Source organism: Kitasatospora sp. NPDC051170 (assembly GCF_044455705.1).
In the GTDB taxonomy this organism is placed as follows: domain Bacteria; phylum Actinomycetota; class Actinomycetes; order Streptomycetales; family Streptomycetaceae; genus Kitasatospora.
This window is the reverse complement of sequence record NZ_JBITFA010000016.1, coordinates 34762-51521: the sequence shown is the minus strand read 5'-3', so window position 1 is coordinate 51521 and position 16760 is coordinate 34762. Positions and strand designations below refer to the sequence as shown.

Annotated in this window: 19 protein-coding genes; 10 read left to right on the top strand and 9 right to left on the bottom strand. The window is 73.1% G+C overall.

From position 1 onward, the window contains the following. The first annotated feature begins 20 nt into the window (after positions 1 to 20). Entirely contained in the window at positions 21 to 902 is an 882-nt protein-coding gene (locus ACIBCA_RS29130; protein WP_396285993.1) for a LuxR family transcriptional regulator, read from the top strand. Between the two features lie 49 nt (positions 903 to 951). Then, positions 952 to 1086 (top strand): hypothetical protein, encoded by a 135-nt coding sequence (locus ACIBCA_RS29125; protein ID WP_396285992.1) that lies wholly within the window; start codon positions 952 to 954, stop codon positions 1084 to 1086. Here the strand turns inward: ACIBCA_RS29125 and ACIBCA_RS29120 are convergent. The 3 genes from ACIBCA_RS29120 to ACIBCA_RS29110 all read right to left on the bottom strand — a co-directional run bounded on the left by ACIBCA_RS29120 (position 1059) and on the right by ACIBCA_RS29110 (position 4376). Beyond that, entirely contained in the window at positions 1059 to 1628 is a 570-nt protein-coding gene (locus ACIBCA_RS29120) for a hypothetical protein (protein ID WP_396285991.1), read from the bottom strand. The two genes, ACIBCA_RS29125 and ACIBCA_RS29120, sit on opposite strands and share 28 nt — an antisense overlap. A gap of 54 nt (positions 1629 to 1682) precedes the next feature. Beyond that, positions 1683 to 3638 carry an ABC1 kinase family protein gene (locus tag ACIBCA_RS29115; RefSeq protein WP_396285990.1) on the bottom strand — a complete coding sequence of 652 codons (1956 nt, stop codon included), beginning with the start codon at positions 3636 to 3638 and terminating at the stop codon, positions 1683 to 1685. 462 nt (positions 3639 to 4100) lie between these two features. Then, on the bottom strand, positions 4101 to 4376 hold the full coding sequence (locus tag ACIBCA_RS29110; RefSeq protein WP_396285989.1) for a hypothetical protein: 276 nt from the start codon (positions 4374 to 4376) through the stop codon (positions 4101 to 4103). A gap of 90 nt (positions 4377 to 4466) precedes the next feature. On the opposite strand from ACIBCA_RS29110, the gene ACIBCA_RS29105 reads away from it, so the two are divergent. Together ACIBCA_RS29105 and ACIBCA_RS29100 are read left to right on the top strand one after the other, a co-directional pair. Continuing rightward, positions 4467 to 5399, top strand: coding sequence for a Ku protein (locus ACIBCA_RS29105; RefSeq protein WP_396285988.1), 933 nt, complete (start codon positions 4467 to 4469; stop codon positions 5397 to 5399). 37 nt (positions 5400 to 5436) lie between these two features. Continuing rightward, complete coding sequence (locus ACIBCA_RS29100; RefSeq protein ID WP_396285987.1) at positions 5437 to 5718, top strand: hypothetical protein; 282 nt, start codon at positions 5437 to 5439, stop codon at positions 5716 to 5718. Positions 5719 to 5786: 68 nt separating this feature from the next. On the opposite strand, the gene ACIBCA_RS29095 is transcribed toward ACIBCA_RS29100, so the two are convergent. Together ACIBCA_RS29095 and ACIBCA_RS29090 are read right to left on the bottom strand one after the other, a co-directional pair. Continuing rightward, complete coding sequence (locus tag ACIBCA_RS29095; RefSeq protein WP_396285986.1) at positions 5787 to 7175, bottom strand: NADP-dependent succinic semialdehyde dehydrogenase; 1389 nt, start codon at positions 7173 to 7175, stop codon at positions 5787 to 5789. A 111-nt stretch (positions 7176 to 7286) separates the two neighbouring features. Beyond that, positions 7287 to 7565: a DUF6158 family protein gene (locus ACIBCA_RS29090; protein ID WP_396285985.1), complete on the bottom strand. Its 279-nt coding sequence runs from the start codon at positions 7563 to 7565 to the stop codon at positions 7287 to 7289. A gap of 153 nt (positions 7566 to 7718) precedes the next feature. Between ACIBCA_RS29090 and ACIBCA_RS29085 the strand changes: the two genes are divergently transcribed. Genes ACIBCA_RS29085 through ACIBCA_RS29075 form a run of 3 tightly spaced genes read left to right on the top strand, consistent with a single transcriptional unit; the run spans position 7719 to position 10697 of the window. Next, positions 7719 to 8348, top strand: a complete 630-nt coding sequence (locus ACIBCA_RS29085) for an ArsR/SmtB family transcription factor (RefSeq protein ID WP_396285984.1) — start codon at positions 7719 to 7721, stop codon at positions 8346 to 8348. After that, on the top strand, positions 8345 to 9643 hold the full coding sequence (locus ACIBCA_RS29080; RefSeq protein WP_396285983.1) for an MFS transporter: 1299 nt from the start codon (positions 8345 to 8347) through the stop codon (positions 9641 to 9643). Before ACIBCA_RS29085 ends, ACIBCA_RS29080 begins: the two co-directional genes overlap by 4 nt. 55 nt (positions 9644 to 9698) lie before the next feature. Next, positions 9699 to 10697 carry an adenosine deaminase gene (locus ACIBCA_RS29075; RefSeq protein ID WP_396285982.1) on the top strand — a complete coding sequence of 333 codons (999 nt, stop codon included), beginning with the start codon at positions 9699 to 9701 and terminating at the stop codon, positions 10695 to 10697. Between the two features lie 46 nt (positions 10698 to 10743). Here the strand turns inward: ACIBCA_RS29075 and ACIBCA_RS29070 are convergent, their stop codons facing one another. The 3 genes from ACIBCA_RS29070 to ACIBCA_RS29060 form a co-directional block, all read right to left on the bottom strand. Continuing rightward, complete coding sequence (locus ACIBCA_RS29070; RefSeq protein ID WP_396285981.1) at positions 10744 to 11391, bottom strand: vitamin K epoxide reductase family protein; 648 nt, start codon at positions 11389 to 11391, stop codon at positions 10744 to 10746. Continuing rightward, complete coding sequence (locus tag ACIBCA_RS29065) at positions 11388 to 12185, bottom strand: DsbA family protein (protein ID WP_396285980.1); 798 nt, start codon at positions 12183 to 12185, stop codon at positions 11388 to 11390. Before ACIBCA_RS29065 ends, ACIBCA_RS29070 begins: the two co-directional genes overlap by 4 nt. 66 nt (positions 12186 to 12251) lie before the next feature. Then, positions 12252 to 12911 (bottom strand): hypothetical protein, encoded by a 660-nt coding sequence (locus ACIBCA_RS29060; protein WP_396285979.1) that lies wholly within the window; start codon positions 12909 to 12911, stop codon positions 12252 to 12254. Positions 12912 to 13052: 141 nt separating this feature from the next. Between ACIBCA_RS29060 and ACIBCA_RS29055 the strand changes: the two genes are divergently transcribed. Further along, complete coding sequence (locus ACIBCA_RS29055; RefSeq protein ID WP_396285978.1) at positions 13053 to 13916, top strand: Fpg/Nei family DNA glycosylase; 864 nt, start codon at positions 13053 to 13055, stop codon at positions 13914 to 13916. Positions 13917 to 14065: 149 nt separating this feature from the next. Here the strand turns inward: ACIBCA_RS29055 and ACIBCA_RS29050 are convergent, their stop codons facing one another. Further along, positions 14066 to 14926, bottom strand: a complete 861-nt coding sequence (locus ACIBCA_RS29050; RefSeq protein WP_396285977.1) for an SAM-dependent methyltransferase — start codon at positions 14924 to 14926, stop codon at positions 14066 to 14068. A gap of 243 nt (positions 14927 to 15169) precedes the next feature. Here ACIBCA_RS29050 and ACIBCA_RS29045 point away from each other — a divergent pair, with 243 nt between their 5' ends. Next, entirely contained in the window at positions 15170 to 16093 is a 924-nt protein-coding gene (locus ACIBCA_RS29045) for a polysaccharide deacetylase family protein (RefSeq protein WP_396285976.1), read from the top strand. A 182-nt stretch (positions 16094 to 16275) separates the two neighbouring features. Beyond that, on the top strand, positions 16276 to 16602 hold the full coding sequence (locus ACIBCA_RS29040; RefSeq protein WP_396285975.1) for a hypothetical protein: 327 nt from the start codon (positions 16276 to 16278) through the stop codon (positions 16600 to 16602). Positions 16603 to 16760 lie beyond the last annotated feature (158 nt).

Below are 16760 nucleotides of genomic sequence, written 5' to 3'. Positions count from 1 at the left end.
CGGCGCCGGCCGGTGCGGCAGTGGGAGGGGACGAGGTCGTCCAGGCGTTACTGGACGTCCGCACCCTCATCGAGGCGACCGTGGCCAGGCACCGGGACCGACGCTCCAGCCAGTCACCCGTCGCCATGGTGGCCGCGGACGACGGCAACGTCCTCGGGACCATCGAGGAGATGATCGCGGGCGCCGAGCGGACGGTCGACGTGGTCTTCGCGACGGACGTGGTGCACGCCAGGGCCATCCACCTCGCCCTGCACGGACTGCTGTCCACCAAGGGTGACGCGGTGAAGGTCAGGCTGCTGTGCCCGCCCGCGATGTTCGACCGGGAGTTCCTGCGCGTGCACGCGGCCCGCGGCAGGCCCCTGGAGGTGCGGCTGGCCAGGATGCCGATGCTGGAGGCCGTCCTGGTGGACGAGAGCGCGGCGCTGGTCTGCGTGGAGTCGGGCACCGCGGCGGTGCGCGAGGCGTCCGTGATCCGGGCGCCGTCGGTGCTGCGCACGCTCTACACGCTGCTCGGCGGGGTGTGGCGGCACGCCGTGCCGGCCGGCGAGCACGTCGACTTCGGCGGCCGGGCGCGGACGGAGTTCGCGGTGCGCATCCTGGGCTGGCTGAACGCCGGGGTCACCGACGAGGTGGCCGCGCGCGAGCTGTCGGTGTCCGTGCGCACCTACCGCCGCTACGTCGCCGAGATCATGGAGCTGCTGAGGGCCAACTCCCGTTTCCAGGCGGGCGCGAGGGCCTTCGAACTGGGCCTGCTGCCCGGCAACTCGCAGCCCGACCGGCCGGCGCAGCCCCCCGCGGGGGCGGCCCGGCGCGCGGACACGCCCTGGGTGGGCGTGCCCCGCCAGCCGGAGGGCCCGGGCTCGGCCGCCCGGGACCACGCCCTCCCGGCGCGCAGGGCCTGATCGGCCCGGCGCGATGCACCACCCGTAGGACGCGACCCCCGGTGCCCCGGTGCCGGGGGACGTCGTCACCCTCTGGAACACCTCCGCCACCACCTCCGCCGCCACCTCCGCCGCCGCCACCGCCACCGTCGCTGTCGTCGGCGAGGCCGTGGAGTGCTACGCCCGCGAGCGCAGCCCCCGGTAGTACTGGAGGAGCATCAGCGCGAAGAGCACGCCGCCGAGCAGGAAGAACCCCTCGACGATGCGGATCGACCAGATCGTGTAGTCCGAGGGGTGCGCCACGCCGTACACCTTCTCGTCGGTCTGCCCGGTGACGCTCTGCGGCAGGGTGCCGAGCACCCCGCGCAGGATCAGCAGTACGGCGCCGATCCAGGCGCTGACCGTCAGGGTCCACAGCGGCGCGGACTCCCTCCAGCCCGGTACCACCCGCACGGCGGCGCCGACGCGGCCGACCGTGGTGAGGGTGCGCTCGCGCCACACCGGGCGGACCAGTGCCAGGGAGACGACCGTGCCCCAGGCGCACATCCCGACCACCACCAGGTCGTAGACCAGGAACCCGATGTTGTGGAACGACAGGTCGATGTTGTCGCCGTCGCCGAGGCCGAAGTGCCCGCCCAGCGCCCAGTAGAGGTGGAAGACGCCGAACACGAGCGCCCACAGGGCGGTGGCGTGGGCGGCCCAGGTGGACGGGCGGCCGGCTTCGGCGGTCCGGTCGACTGTGGTCATCGGTACTCCAGGAATCAGACGGGGAAAGGGGGTTGAAGGGAATTCGGCGGTCCGTCAGCGCTGGGCCCGGAAGATGGCGAACACCACCCGGAGCACCATCACGCTGCTGACCAGCAGCAGGTTGTAGCCGAGCACCTGGAACAGCTGGAGCGACTGCCCCAGCGTCGGCCCGCCCGAGGTGCGCAGCAGCAGCACCCCGATCAGGCCGAGCGTGCCGCCGAGGAAGGTGAGCAGCACCTCGTGCACCAGGGTGCGGATGAAGCGGCGGTCGCGTTCGTCGGCCAGGAACCGCACCTGGACGCCGAGTCGGCCGTGTTCCAGCGAGTTGGTGATCCGCTCCAGCCGCCGCGGCATCCGGCGCAGCACGGGCGCCAGGGCGAGCGCCTCCTCGACGACGGTCTCGCCGAGGGACTTCGGCGTGAGCTTGCGCTGGAGCTGGGTCCTGGCGAAGGCCTTGGCCCGGGTGATGATGTCGAACCCGGGCACCAGGAGCTCCATCGAGCCCTCCAGGGTGGCGAGGGCGCGGAAGGCGGCGGCGATCTCGGGCGGGCAGCTCAGGCCGTGCCGGGCGACCAGGAGGAACAGGTCGGCGAACATCTCGCGGTCGGGCTTGACGCCGGGGGTGAGGTGGCGGGCCATGAACCGGCCGAGGGCCCGTTCGAGCTTGGCCTCGTCGATCTCCTCGGCGCGGTCGACGAGTTCGAGCAGTGCGTCGCACAGGGCGACCGGGTCGCTGCGGTGGATGGCGAGGAGCAGGTTGCGCAGGGAGGCGCGCAGCATCCGGTCGACGCGGCCGACGGAGCCGAAGTCGAGCAGGCCCAGCGTGCCGTCGTCGAGGAGCATGATGTTGCCGGGGTGCGGGTCGGCGTGGAACACCCCGCCGAGCATGATCTGTTCGAGCACGCACTCCAGCAACTGCTGCGCCAGCGCGTCCCGTTCGGTGGCGTCGCTGGGCAGGGCGGGCCCGGCGGAGCCGAGGGTGACCCCGTCCATCCAGGCGAGGACCAGCACCCGCGGGGAGGAGTACTCCTCGTGCACCTCGGGCAGCCGCACCCGGGCGGTGACGGCCGAACTCCCGGCACCTGCTCGGACGGCGGCCGTGTTGCGGGCCTCGACCCGGAAGTCCAGCTCCTCGTGCAGGGAGCGGGCGAAGCCCTCGGCGAGTTCCATGGCGCCGACGGTGCGGCCCCACTCGCTGTGCTCGTCGAGCTTGCGGCAGATCCGGAAGAGGATGTCGAGGTCGCGCTCGACGGTGGCCTTGGCGCCCGGCCGCTGCACCTTGACCACCACCCGTTCGCCGGAGCGGAGTTCGGCGCCGTGCACCTGGGCGATGGAGCCGGCCGCCAGGGGCTCCCGGTCGAAGGCGGCGAAGACCTCGGAGGGCGCGCGGCCCAGTTCTTCGGTGAGCACCTGCTCGATCTCGGTCCAGGGCTCGGGGGCCACCTGGTGCTGCAGCCGGGTCAGTTCCCCGACGAACTCGGGCGGCAGCAGGTCGTAGCGGGTGGAGAGCAGCTGGCCCATCTTGACGAACGTCGCCCCGGCCTCCTCCAGCGCCAGGCGCAGCGAGAGCGCCAACTGCGCCCGCTCGGCGGAGGCCTGGGGCCCGGCGGCCTGGTTGCGCCCGCGCAGCCAGCGGCCGAGCCCGTGGCGCACCGCGATGCGGCTGAGCTCGGTGTAGCGGCGGGTGCGGGCGAGGCGGCGGCGGACGGCCTGCGGCCAGCGCACCACGCCGGTGATCCTGCCGCCGGGCAGCACGACCTCGGCGAGGGCGAGGAAGGCCATGGAGCCGAACACGGCGCAGCTGATCTGGACGGTGATCAGGGCGCCCTTGCGGGCGTCGCCCATGGCCTGGCCGATCAACGCCGCCGCGCCGAGCCCGGTCAGTCCGGCCAGCAGGGCTCGGGTGCGGCCTATTCGGAGCCCGAGCAGGCGGCGGGCGCCGGCGGAGAGGAAGGCGATGGTGGCGAGGAGGCTGACGAAGGACAGGACCAGGAACAGGGCGAGTTGCATGAGTGGGGGGCGGCCCGCTCCCGGTGCGGTGGCGGTGCGGGCCGCGGCTCCTTTCGTGCGTCGGGCGGGCTCGGGGCAGGGGAGTGGACACCCCACGTGGCGCCGCCCCCGGTGTCCCATCATTCACCGGACGGACCATCGGGGACGGGGCTTCGGACCGTCAGCAGCCGGTCCCGTACAGGGCTGTCGCGGCGATCGGCCACACGGCGATCCCGCCGAACTCCGTCCGGGTCCGCCAGCATCGCACCTCGCAGGGGGTGCGGACGGTGACGGCCGGGCCGCGGAGCGAATGCTGTCCGGTAGCTGACACGGCAAGGACCGGGCGCGGCCGGGGCCCCTCGCGCGACGGGCGGCGTGGCAGCATCGGGACAAGATCCGCAGCGGATTCCTCGCGGTGGCGGCCGACGCGTTCCCGGACTCGGCCGCCGAGCCCCCGCCGGGGTGCGCCCCACCCCGTGAGACTCACTCCTCCCGCGGCTCCTCCGGCAGCTTCTCCGGCAGCTGCTCCCGCGGCTCCTCCGGCAGCTCCTCCCGCAGCTCCAGGACGGTGATCAGCCCCGCGTCGCCCGGCCGCCCGGTCAGCCGGGCGGCGAGCAGCCTCGGCACGTCGGACTCCTGCGCGTACCCGGGCAGCAGCGTCACCCGGGCGTGCCGCACCCCGGTCTCGCCGCGCACCGCGTACGTCACCAGGTACGTGGTGCGCTCCGGCGGGGGAGCGGTGGGCGGTGGTGCGGACATCGGTGGTACGGGCATCGGCGGATCGGCCTCCATCGCGGCCCCCTCCTCGAAGTGTGGCCGAACCGGGCGCATCGGGGCACAGTGGGAGCCATGCAGACCACCTGGAAGGGGACGATCAGCTTCGGGCTGGTCAGCATCCCCGTCCACCTGTACTCCGCGACCCAGGAGCACGACGTCCCGCTGCACCAGGTGCACGCCAGGGACGGTGGCCGGGTGCGGATGAAGCGGTACTGCGAACGGGAGGAGAAGGAGGTCCCGTACGCGGAGATCGCCAAGGGCTACGAGTCGCCGGACGGCCGCACCGTCACCCTCACCGACGAGGACCTCGCGGACCTGCCGCTGCCCAGCAAGAAGATCATCGACGTGCTGGCCTTCGTCGACGCGGGCGACATCGACCCGCTGATGTTCTCCAAGGCCTACTACGTGGGCGTCGCCGACCAGGCCGCCGCCAAGCCGTACGCCCTGCTGCGCGACGCCCTGCTGGAGTCCGGGCAGATCGCCGTCACCAAGATCGCCCTGCGCACCCGGGAATCGCCCGCGGTGCTGCGGGTGCACGAGGGCACGCTGGTGCTGCAGACCTGCATCTGGCCCGACGAGGTGCGCCCGGCGGCGGGCATCGCCCCCGAGGGGGACGTCACCGTGCGGCCGCAGGAGCTCAAGATGGCGCGCTCGCTGATGGACACCCTCTCCGAGGACTTCGACATCTCCCAGCTGCACGACGACTACCAGCGGGCCCTTCAGCAGGTGATCACCGCCCGGCTGGAGGGCGTCGAGCTGCCGCACGAGGAGGAGGCGGGGGAGGCGCCGGACAACGTGATCGACCTGATGGAGGCGCTGCGCAGCAGCCTGCGCCAGGCCAAGGGCGGGCACGAGGCCGAGGAGTCCGCCGAGGAGAAGCAGCCGCGCAAGCGCGCTCCCGCGAAGAAGGCGGCGGCGAAGAAGACCGGCGCCGCCGCCGCTGCCAAGAAGACCACCGCGAAGAAGACCACCACCCGGAAGTCGGCCCCACCCCGGGCCTCCTGATCCCACCCGACCTCCCCCACCCCCGGAGGCGATCTCGATGGACCTGCTGACCTACAAGGAAATGGAAACGGGCCCCCAGGCCGAACAGAACCCGGGCCTGGGCCACCGCGTCCGCAGCTGGCTGCTCACCCTCAGCCCGACCGTGGTGACCTTCATGGTCGCCCTCTCCGTGGGCCTGGGCATGGTCGCCACCCAGGTGAGCCTGACCCCGATGCTCGTGCTGATGGCGATCTTCTGGGGCCTGACGGTGATCGCCATGGTCGGCGTCCTCGCCCGCTGGATGACCCCCGGCCGGGGCAGGCACCGCATGGCGTCCTGAAGCAGTCCTGAAGCAATCCTGAACCAGTCCTGAACCAGTCCTGACCCCGGCCGGGCAGCAGAGGGCCCTCAGCCGATCCACACCGTGGTGACGTTGCAGAACTCCTTGATGCCGTGCCCGGACAGCTCCCGCCCGAACCCGGAGCGCTTGACGCCGCCGAAGGGCAGCGCCGGGTGGGAGGCCGTCATCCCGTTGAAGAACACCCCGCCGGCCTGGACGTCGCGCACGAAGCGCTCCTGCTCGCCCTCGTCCCGGGTCCAGACGTTGGAGCTCAGCCCGAACGGCGTGTCGTCGGCGAGCGCCACCGCCTCGTCCAGGTCGGCGACCCGGTAGACGGTCGCGACCGGCCCGAAGGTCTCCTCCCGGTGGATGCGCATCGCCGGGGTGATGCCGGTCAGCACGGTCGGCTCGTAGAACCACCCGGTGTCCCAGCCCATCGGCCGCCCGCCGCCGCACTCGATCCTGGCGCCGTGCGCCCGCGCGTCCTCGACCAGTTCCTCCAGGTCGTCGCGCCCCTGGCGGCTGGCCAGCGGGCCGACGTCCGTGGCCTCGTCCATCGGGTCGCCGACCCTGAGCGCCCCCATCGCCCCGGTGAACCCGGCCAGGAAGCGGTCGTAGACGTCGGTGTGCACGATGAACCGCTTGGCCGCGATGCAGGACTGGCCGTTGTTCTGCACCCGGGCCCGGACGGCGGTGCGCACCGCCGCGTCCACGTCGGCGCTCGGCAGGACGACGAACGGGTCGCTGCCGCCCAGCTCCAGCACCGACTTCTTCACCTCGTCCGCAGCCGTGGCCGCGACCGCCCGCCCGGCCGGCTCGCTGCCGGTGAGGGTGACGGCGGCGACCCGCGCGTCCCGGACGACGCCCTCGACGGCGCCCGAGCCGATCAGCAGCGTCTGGAAGCAGCCCTCGGGGAAGCCCGCCCGGCGGAACAGGTCCTCGATCGCCAGCGCGGTGCGCGGCACGTTGGAGGCGTGCTTGAGCAGGCCCACGTTGCCCGCCATCAGCGCGGGCGCGGCGAAGCGGATGACCTGCCAGAAGGGGAAGTTCCACGGCATCACGGCCAGCACCGGCCCGATCGGCCGGTAGCGGACGTACGCGCGCGAGGCCCCGGCGTCGGCCACGTCGGCCGGGTCCGGGTGCTCGTCGGCGAGCAGCGCCTCCGCGTGGTCGGCGTACCAGCGCATCGCCTTCGCGCACTTGGCGGCCTCCGCGCGGGCCTGGACGAGCGGTTTGCCCATCTCCTCGGTCATGGTGCGGGAGAGGGACTCCTGGTCCTGGTCGAGCAGGTCGGCGGCGCGGTGCATCAGGTCGGTGCGGGCGGCGAAGGGCGTGGCGCGCCAGCCGAGGAAGGCGGCCTCGGCGCGGGCCAGGCGCTGCTCGATGCCGGAGGCGTCGAGGGCGTCGAAGGTCTGGAGGGTCTCGCCGGTCGCGGGGTTGACGCTGGCGATGGGCATGCGGGGCTCCTGGGGGACGGGGTGAGGGCTGGTCTCACCCTCCCCGACGCCCGGCCCCCGGGCACGCGCATGCGGCCCGGCGTGTCCTCGCCGGACCGCCTGCGGGAGGACTCACTCCGGCAGCGACTCGGCGCGGGCCGCCGCCTCCCGCGCCCTGGCCCCGGCCCGGGTGCGCCCGGCCGTCACCAGGCGGTGGGGGAAGCGGTGCAGGTACTCGGCCTCCAGCTGTCCCATGCGCAGGGTGTGCCGGTTGAGCGCCTCCTCGGACCCGTACAGGAAGGTCTCGTGGCGGGTGCGGTGCAGCTGCTCCAGCTCGTGCAGCAGGGTGTCGTTGCCCAGCGCGTGCGGGGAGACGCCCTCGGGCCGGGTGTGCGGGTCGACGTGCCGCATGTCTCGCTACCTCCTCGGCGGAAGCCCCCTCCTCCAGGGTGCGCGTCCTTGCCGCGCCCGTACAGCCGGGCGGGTCGAGCGGGCCGGGCGGATTACACAAGAGGTGTTGTAAAAGAACTGTCGTACAAGAGCTCTTGTGTATATCCTCCCGGCATGGACGAGACGAACGACACGGCCGACACGGCCGACACGGACGAGACCAGGCATCAGCCGCAGGACACCCGGGCGATCTCCGACGCCCGCATCCTCGCCGCGCTCACCCACCCGCTGCGCCGACGCCTGATGGACCTGCTCAAGGTGGACGGCCCCGGCACCGTCGGGCAGCTCGCCGAGCGCACCGGCCAGGCGGTGGGCAACGTCAGCCACCACCTCAAGGTGCTCGCCGAGAGCGGGCTGATCGAGGAGGCCCCCGAGCTCGCCCGTGACCGGCGCGAGCGGTGGTGGCGCCTGGCCGACCGCCAACTCACCTGGGCCCGGGCCGACTTCGACGGCGACCCGGTCTCCGAGGCCGTCGCCGACGCGGCCGGCTCGATCATGGCGGAGCGCCAGATCGAGCTGGTCCGCGAGTGGGCGCTGCGCCGCAGCGGCTACCCGGCCGACTGGCAGGACGGCTGCGCGATCGCCACCCAGGGCTGGCTGCGGCTCACCCCCGAGGAGGCCCGGGAGCTGGCCGCCGACCTGCACGAGGTGATCCAGAAGTGGGTGAACCGGCCGGTGCCGGAGGACGGCCGCGAGCGCGAGACCGTCCTGGCCTTCGCCCACAGCGTCCCGGCGCGACCGTGAGCGCCACCCTGGAGGCGCCCGAACTCGCCTCCCGCTGGGGCCTGTTCGCCCACCGGGACTTCCGGCTGCTGTGGTCGGGGCAGACGGTCAGCAGGCTCGGCAGCAGCATCACCTCGATCGCCCTGCCCCTGGTCGCCGTGCTGGCCCTGGACGCCGGGCCGACGGCCGTGGGCCTGCTGACCGCCGCGGCCTGGCTGCCCTGGCTGTTCTTCGGCCTGCCCGCCGGGGTGTGGGTGGGCCGGGCGTCCCGGCGCAGCGTGATGATCCTCTGCAACCTGGCCTCGGCGGCGCTGTTCGCCGGCGTCCCGCTGGCCTCCTGGCTCGGGGTGCTCACCCTGGGGCAGCTGCTGGCGGTCGCCTTCCTCACCGGCACGGCGGCGGTGTTCTTCGACGCGGCCTTCCACGCCTACCTGCCGGAGCTGGTGCCCGCCGACGGCCTGATCGAGGCGAACGCCAAGCTGGAGGGCAGCGCCTCGGCCGCCAACGTCGCCGGGCGGGGCCTGGCGGGCCTGACCGTCCAACTCCTCGGCGCGGCGGCCGGGTTGCTCGCCGACGCCGTCAGCTTCCTGATAGCCGCGGCCACCCTGCGCGCGATCCGGGCCCGGCCCGCCGCACCGGCCGCGCCGCCTGTCCGAGGCGCACTGCTGCGCGAGGTCCGCGAGGGCCTCGCCTTCCTGTGGCGGGACCCGTACCTGCGCGCGTTCACCCTCTACGGCGCCGCCGCGAACTTCGCGCTCACCGGCGGCTACCAGTCCGTGGTGGCGCTCTTTCTGGTCCGGGACGCGGGGATCGCCCCGGGCTGGGTCGGCGCCCTCGCCTCGGCGGGCGCGCTCGGCGGCGTCCTCGGCGCGCTGGTGGCCCGCCCGCTCTGCCGACGGCTGGGTACCGCGCGCGGGCTGCGGATCGTGCTGCTCACCGTCCCGCCGGTGGGCCTGCTGATGCCGCTGGCCGGCCCGGGCGCCCGGGTGGCGTTCTACGTGGTCGGGCTCTTCGGGGTGGTCGCCGCCGTCACCCTGGTCAACGTGGTGCTCGCCAGCTTCCGGCAGTCCTACACCCCGCCCGCGTTGCTCACCCGCGTCACGGCCAGCGCGATGGTCACGGGCTACACCCTCATCCCGCTGGGCGCCCTGGCGGGCGGCGCGCTGGGCGACCTCGTCGGGACGCGTGCCACGATGTGGGTGATGACCACGCTGCTCGCCCTGTGCGGGGCGCTGCCGCTGGCCTCCCCGCTGCGGACCCTGCGCGACCTGCCCGGCCGGCCCGACGGGTCCGGCCCGAGTGACAGCAGATCATAGGATGAATCCATCTAAACCTTAAGAATCCGCCCACGACAGCACGGATCGATCGCATATGCCTCTTCCCAAGGCCGAACTCCACCTGCACATCGAAGGCACCCTGGAGCCCGAACTCGCCTTCGCGCTCGCCGACCGCAACGGCGTCGAGCTGCCCTACGCCGACACCGAGGCCCTGCGCGAGGCGTACTCCTTCAGCGACCTGCAGTCCTTCCTGGACCTCTACTACGCGCTGATGGCCGTGCTGCGCACCGAGCAGGACTTCGCCGACCTCGCCGACGCCTACCTCGCCCGGGCCGCCGAGCAGGGCGTGCGCCACGCGGAGATCTTCTTCGACCCGCAGGCCCACACCGCCCGCGGGGTGCCGCTGGAGACCGTCGTCAACGGCCTCACCGCCGCCCTGGAGAAGAGGGAGGAACGCCACGGCATCAGCACCCGGTTGATCATGTGCTTCCTGCGCGACGAGTCCGCCGAGTCCGCCCTGGAGACCTTCGAGGCCGCCCGCCCGTACTTCGGCCGGATCTCCGGCATCGGCCTGGACTCCGCCGAGGTCGGCCACCCGCCGGTCAAGTTCCGCGAGGTCTACCGCCGCGCCGCCGAGGCCGGGCTGCACCGCGTCGCCCACGCCGGGGAGGAGGGCCCCGCCTCGTACATCACCGAGGCGCTGGACGTCCTCGGCGTCGAGCGGATCGACCACGGTCTGCGCTGCCTGGAGGACGGCGAACTCGTCGCCCGCCTGGTCCGCGAGCAGATCCCGCTGACCCTGTGCCCGCTCTCCAACGTGCGCCTGCGCTGCATCGACACCCTCGCCGACCACCCGCTGCGCGAGATGCTCGACGCGGGCCTGCTGGTCACCGTCAACTCCGACGACCCGGCCTACTTCGGCGGCTACGTCGAGGACAACTTCCGCGCCGTCCGCGAGGCCCTCGCCCTGGAGCCGGAGACCCTGCGCCGCCTGGCCGCCAACTCCTTCCGCGCCTCCTTCCTCGACGAGGAGCGCCGGGCCGAACTCCTCGCCGAGGTCGAGGCGTTCGTCTTCGAGCCCACCGAGCTCTGACAGCGGGACTGCCGCCCCCTCCGCTGCGGGAGGGGGCGGCGGGCCGTCAGAGCAGGGTCGACCAGTAGTACCAGAACCGGTTCAGCACCAGCAGGGCCACGACGGCGTACCAGAGCGCCGGAACCGTCCAGTGGTAGCGCGCCAACTCCCGTACCACCGGCCGCAGTCGGCGGCCGACGGGGATCACCCCGCTGCGCAGGTTGTGCAGCGTGGTGTACCAGAACAGCGGGATCATCGCCGCCCACACCACCATGCAGTACGGGCACAGGGCGTTGATCCGGTAGAGCGCCTGGTACATCAGCCAGGTCACGAAGCCGATCCCGAAGACCGTCCCGGCCTGCAGGCCCAGCCAGAACCAGCGCCGGAACGAGGCGCCCGCCAGGAGCCCGGCGCCGATCGCGATCACCACCGCGAAACCGGCCAGGCCCAGCAGCGAGTTGGGGAAGCCGAAGGCCTCGGCCTGGTCGCTGCGCATGATCGAGCCGCAGCTGATGATCGGGTTGATGTTGCAGCTGGGGACGTAGGACGGGTCCTCGAGCAGCCGCAGCTTGTCCAGGGTGAGGACGGCCGAGGCGAACAGCCCGAGCGCGCCGCCGACCAGCAGCAGCCAGGCGAACGGGCGGCTCGCGCCGTACGTCCGGGCGGGGAGCTGGGCCGGGGAGGCGGGGGAGGCCAGGGGGGCCGGGGCCGTCATCCGCCGACCTGCTGCTTGACCATCGCGGTGAACTGCTCGGGCGAGACGGCGTTGCCGCCGGTGAGGACGTCCAGCTTCTTGCCGTCCAGCTTGACGGTCGGGGTGCCGGTGACGTCGCTCTTGTTGAACTCCTCGTTCACCTTGGCCGCCCACGGCTTGTAGGTGCCGTCCTGGACGGCCTTCACGAAGGCGTCCGTCTTCAGGCCCGGCACCTGGCCGGCGAGGTCGAGGACGTGGTTGACGTCGCCGAAGGCGTCGCTGCTCTCCTGCGGCTGGTTGGCGTAGAGCACGTCGTGGAACGCCTTGAACTTGTCCACGCCCTCGTTGAGCGCGGCCCCGGCCGCCGCCAGCGCGGTGCGCGAGCCGCTGCCGCCGAGGTTGGTGTCCAGGAACGTCGCCAGGTGGTACTCGATCTTGTACGTGCCGGCGTCGGCGCCCTGCTGGAGCGCCTTGCCGGTGGTGGTCTCGAGCTTCTCGCAGAACGGGCAGCGGAAGTCCTCGTACACCGACAGGGTGTGCGGGGCGTCGGCCTTGCCGTAGGTGACCACGGTGCCGTTGGTGCCGGTGGCGTTGGCGGGGATCACCAGCGGGCCGTCGGCGGAGGCTTCCGAGCCGGAGCCGGAGGAGCCGCCGACGGCGAAGGCCACCCCGGCCGCGAGGGCCAGCACGGCGGCGGAGGAGACGCCGACCACGACGCGGCGGCGGATGCGGTCGGAGCGCTCGGCCTGCTCGCGGGCGACGCGCATGCGCTCGGTGGCGGAGGTCTTCTTGGCGGTCTTACGGGAGTTGCTCATGGGGTGTCGTCCAGTGCTCTCGGGCGTGCAGGGGGTGCGAGAGGACCGGCCGTCCGGACGGTTGGGTCAGGCGGCCGGGACGAACACCGGGGGGCCGCGCCGCACGGCCGGGCGCACGGACGCGCCCTCGGCGGGAACGGCGGGGCGGCTGGCCTCGGGCAGCGGCACCCGTACCACCGGACGGGCCGGGACGGGGGCGGCGAGCAGCCGCAGCAGCCGGGCGAGGACGGGCAGGTGCCGGTGGGCGACCTCGCCGACCATGCGGACCGTTTGGGCCAGGCAGGTCATCGCGGCGTCCGCCCGGCGCAGCCCGTACGCGCCGATCAGCGCGATCGCCGTGTGCAGCAGCAGGAGCAGCAGCACACCGGCCTGCTGGGAGACGCCGTGGCCGAGCAGGAACCCGCCCAGCGAGCCGCCGCCGCAGAGCAGCGGCTGGAAGCCGTGCGCGGCCTCGGGCGGCAACTCGGGGCAGGTGGACTGGGCGACGTCGAACAGCGCCCCGGCGCCCAGCTCCAGCGGCAGGAACACCGCCGCGACCGTCGCGTAGCCGCGCTCGCGCCCGGCCAGGGCGAAGGCGGCGGCGAAGACGGCCAGGCCCGCCAGGCCCATCGTGGCCAGCGGCAGCGCCCGGCCGGTGACCAGCACCTGGCCGAGCCCGGCGAGCAGCACGACGAGCGCGGCGAAGACCGCCGCGCGCAGCGTCCTGGTGACCGGGCCGATGTCCATGGCATCCGAGTCTGCCACAGGTTGAAACCGGAACGGTCGGCGCCGAGAGCCGCTGTGAAGAGCCTCACCACCCGCGCTGAGCTGGGCTTATCCCCTCCTTACGGCGTGCGGGCGCCGCCCGGTGGGGGCAGACTGGGCCGCATGCCGGAGCTGCCCGAGGTCGAGGCGCTGAGCGCCTACCTGTCCGAACGCCTGACCGGGCGCGTGATCGCGAAGGTCCAGCCGGTGGCGATCAGCGCCCTCAAGACCTACGACCCTCCGGTGACGGCCCTGGAGGGCGCCGCCGTCGCCTCCGTCACCCGGCGCGGCAAGTTCCTGGACATCGAGGCCGGGGGCCTGCACCTGGTGGTCCACCTCGCCCGGGCCGGCTGGCTGCGCTGGAAGGACACCCTGCCCGCCGAGCCGCCGCATCCGAGCCCGAGGAACCCGCTGGCGCTGCGGCTGCGCCTGGAGGGCGGGGCGGGCTTCGACCTCACGGAGGCGGGGACGAAGAAGGGCCTCGCCGTGTACGTGGTGCGCGACCCCGCCGAGGTGCCCGGCGTCGCCCGGCTCGGCCCGGACCCGCTGGACCCGGCCCTTACGCTCGACGCCTTCGCCGCGCTGCTGCGCGGGGAGCGGCGCCGGATCAAGGGCGTGCTGCGCGACCAGAGCGTGCTGGCGGGCGTGGGCAACGCCTACTCGGACGAGGTGCTGCACGCGGCGCGGATGTCCCCGTACAAGCTGGCGGCCGACCTGGGCGAGGAGGAGACGGCTCGGCTGTACGAGGCGCTGGGCACCACCCTGCGCGAGGCGGTGGAGCGGTCGCGGGGCCTGGCGGCGGGGGAGCTCAAGGCGGAGAAGAAGATCGGCCTGCGGGTGCACGGCCGCACCGGGCTGCCCTGCCCGGTCTGCGGGGACACCGTGCGCGAGGTCTCCTTCGCGGACTCCTCGCTCCAGTACTGCCCGACCTGCCAGACCGGGGGGAAGCCGCTGGCGGACCGGCGCCTGTCCCGGCTGCTGAAGTAGCGCGGCCCGGGGTGCGCCCCCGGCGGACGGCACTACTCCCGTAGTGGCACTACTTCCGTAGTGCCACTACTTCGCCAGTGCCGTCGCCTTCGGCGGTGCCACTACTGCGGTAGTGGCACTACGGAAGTAGTCGGGACGCCGGACGGGCCTCAGCGCTTCACCGCGACGCCGCCCCAGTAGTACGCGGCCTTCGGGTCCGCCGGCGGCTCGCCGTCCGGGCGCCAGGCGAGGACGGGGGACAGGCCCGGCTCGACGAGGTCCCAGCCGTCGAAGAAGCGGAGCACGTCGTCGTGGGAGCGCGGCACCAGGGTCATCCCGCCGGCGCGGGCGGACTCGGCGACCTTGCCGACGGCCACCGGGTCGAAGTCCTGGGTCGGGGTGGTGAGCGCCAGGCAGCTGCCGGAGGGCAGGGCGTCGCGCAGAGCGGCGACGCGGCCCCACGGGTCGTCCTCGTCGGCGATCAGCATCAGCACGGCGATCATCAGCAGGCCGACCGGCTGGGTGAGGTCCAGCGTCGAGGTGAGCGCCGGGTCGGCGAACAGCTCCTCGGGCTTGCGCAGGTCGGCGTGGATGTACGTGGTCCGGCTGGCCGGGCTGGAGACCATCAGCGCGCGGGCGTGGGCGAGGACGATCGGGTCGTTGTCCACGTACACCACGCGGGTGCCGTCGCTGACGGACTCGGCGATCTCGTGGGTGTTGGGCGAGGTCGGGATCCCGGTGCCGAGGTCGAGGAACTGGCGGATGCCGTGCTCCTGGGCCAGGTGGCGCACGGCGCGGCCCTGGAAGGCGCGGTTGGCCTTGGCCATCTGCTTGATGCTGGGCACGGCCTCCTCGATGGCCTGGCCCATGGCGCGGTCCGGCGGGAAGTTGGTCTTGCCGCCCAGCCAGTAGTCGTAGACGCGGGCCGAGTGCGGGGTGGTGGTGTCGACGCCGAAGCGTTCCCACTCGCTGAGCTCGACCTTGTCCGCGTCCTGCGCGCCCGGTTGGGGGAAGTCCTGACTTGTCGTCATGGCCACGTCCTCTGATGGCAGATCATCACACTGGGAGAGCACAGCGTAGCGGCCCTCACGGGAACCCGGGCGTCCGGTCGGGGAAGCGCCGGGGAAGTCCAGGGGACGCCGGGTTGGCGGGGGGGTCGGCTCGGGCTTGCCTAGCCCGTCGGAGTGGTGATCGGGGTCGCCCGGGGTCAGCGGCGGTGACCGGCGGGGGAAGCATCAGGAATGCTGTCTGATCGTCAGATTACTTCGCGAAGATTGCTGCTGGTCGCGGCCGGCATGTCCCTGCTCGGAGCCGCCGCCGGCTGCCGCGGCCCGTTCTCCGGCGAGCCCTCCGCCGCCGCCCCGCCGAGCCCGGAGGCCGCCGAGGCCGGGGCGCTCGGGGCGGTGCCGACGGGCTCGCCCTCGCAGTGGTCCCCGGCATCCGGGCCCACCTCGCCCCCACCCGCACCACCCTCCTCCGCCCCACCCTCTCCCGTACCCCCGTCCACGTCCGCGTCCGCGACCACATCGGCGACCGCATCGGCATCGGCCCAGGCCCCCGGCACGGCCACCGGGGAGCCCGTCCACCGGGTGCTCACCGAGCGGGAGAGCAAGCCGGTGTACGAGCTGGACGCGGCCCAGCGGGTGGTCGCCCTCACCATCGACGACGGACCCGATCCCCGGTACACCCCGACCGTGCTGGCACTGCTCCAGCAGTACGGCATCCGGGCCACCTTCTTCCTGGTCGGCGAGAACGCCACCGAGCACCCGGCCCTGGTGCGGGAGATCGCCGACCGGGGTCACCACATCGCCAACCACACCTGGACCCACCCGGACCTGCGGCACCAGTCCGAGGCCAAGGTGCGCGAGGAGCTGGAGCGCACCTCGGACCTGCTGCACCGCACCACCGGCCGGCTGCCCACCTGGTTCCGGGCGCCGGGCGGCGACTGGTCACCGGTCTCGCTCAAGGTGGCCGCCGACCTCGGGATGCGGAACATGGGCTGGTCCGTGGACCCCCGGGACTGGGCGCGGCCCGGCACCTCGGCGATCACCGACCGCATCCTGAAGGACGTGCGGCCGGGGGCGATCCTGCTCAACCACGACGGCGGCGGGGACCGCTCGCAGACGGTGGCGGCGCTGAAGACGTACCTGCCGACCCTGATCGACTCCGGGTACTTCTTCACGGCCCCGCCGAACTGAGGGCCGTCCGAACTGAGATCCGTCATTCCGTCGTTGCCCGAGGCGGCCGGGTAGCGGTTTCGATGTCTAAACCACTCGAACGAGTGGATTGGGAGAACCGTTTCTGCGGTTTTTGGGCCTCTAGGGTGATCTCGCACCAATTCATCGGGTACCTGCGCGTACCACCTGAAAGGCCCTCAAACATGCGTCTCCGCAACGCCGTGCTCGCCGCCGCCAGCGCCGCCGCCCTCGTCCTGTCCACCCCGCTGTCGGCCAACGCGGCCGTCGGCGACTTCCTCTACAAGGTCGGCCCCGGAGTCCCGGCCGGAATCGCCGACCCGGAGAGCGGCAAGTGCATCAACCTCTTCGGCGCCACCGAGAAGGACCCGGCCTTCGCACCGGACAACTTCACCACCTCCACGGCCACGGTCTTCCTGGACTTCGACTGCAACGGCGACGTCTACTACGTGATGAACCCCGGCAAGCGGCTCGGCGACCGGCTCAAGCTGCGCTCCGTGATCTTCTCCTGAGTCGGACCCTCCCGTACTCCTCCGGCCGGGGGCCGGGGGGCGGGGGCCGGGGGGGGACCCCCCCGCGGCCCCCCCCCCCCCCCCGCGCGGTGCGGGGGCGGGAATGGGGTAGCCCCCCCCGCAAAGGTGGGGGAGGGATGTGCGTCACCCCAAAACAA